At 51.9% G+C, this 1,023-nt stretch carries 1 rRNA gene; it reads right to left on the reverse strand.

Annotated elements, in window-relative coordinates:
• Positions 1-20: 20 nt before the first annotated feature.
• A 23S ribosomal RNA gene (locus B0X80_RS20225) occupies positions 21-1,023 on the reverse strand; the annotation flags it as partial.

A 1,023-nucleotide genomic window follows, 5' to 3' on the forward strand; every position in this document is an offset into this window, starting at 1 on the left:
CAAAACTATTTAGGTGTTGTATGGTTAAGCCTCACGGGCAATTAGTATCAGTTAGCTCAAGGCCTCACAACCCTTACACACCTGACCTATCAACGTTGTAGTCTCCAACGACCCTTTAGGGAGCTTAAAGCTCCAGTGAGAACTCATCTCAAAGCCTGTTTCCCGCTTAGATGCTTTCAGCGGTTATCAGTTCCGAACGTAGCTACCGGGCAATGCTATTGGCATAACAACCCGAACACCAGCGGTTCGTCCACTCCGGTCCTCTCGTACTAGGAGCAGCCCTCTTCAATTCTCAAACGCCCACGGCAGATAGGGACCGAACTGTCTCACGACGTTCTAAACCCAGCTCGCGTACCACTTTAAATGGCGAACAGCCATACCCTTGGGACCGACTTCAGCCCCAGGATGTGATGAGCCGACATCGAGGTGCCAAACACCGCCGTCGATATGAACTCTTGGGCGGTATCAGCCTGTTATCCCCGGAGTACCTTTTATCCGTTGAGCGATGGCCCTTCCATACAGAACCACCGGATCACTATGACCTACTTTCGTACCTGCTCGACGTGTCTGTCTCGCAGTTAAGCTGGCTTATGCCATTGCACTAACCGTACGATGTCCGACCGTACTTAGCCAACCTTCGTGCTCCTCCGTTACTCTTTGGGAGGAGACCGCCCCAGTCAAACTACCCACCAGACAGTGTCCCCAAGCCCGATTAGGGCCCTAGGTTAGAACATCACGCATACAAGGGTGGTATTTCAAGGTTGGCTCCAACACATCTGGCGACGCATCTTCAAAGCCTCCCACCTATCCTACACATGTAGGAGCAATGTTCACTGTCAAGCTATAGTAAAGGTTCACGGGGTCTTTCCGTCTAGCCGCGGGTATACGGCATCTTAACCGCAATTTCAATTTCACTGAGTCTCGGGTGGAGACAGTGTGGCCATGATTACGCCATTCGTGCAGGTCGGAACTTACCCGACAAGGAATTTCGCTACCTTAGGACCGTTATAGTTACGGCCGCCG

The sequence above is a fragment of the Pseudocolwellia agarivorans genome (assembly GCF_002000085.1).
Taxonomy (GTDB): Bacteria; Pseudomonadota; Gammaproteobacteria; order Enterobacterales; family Alteromonadaceae; genus Pseudocolwellia; species Pseudocolwellia agarivorans.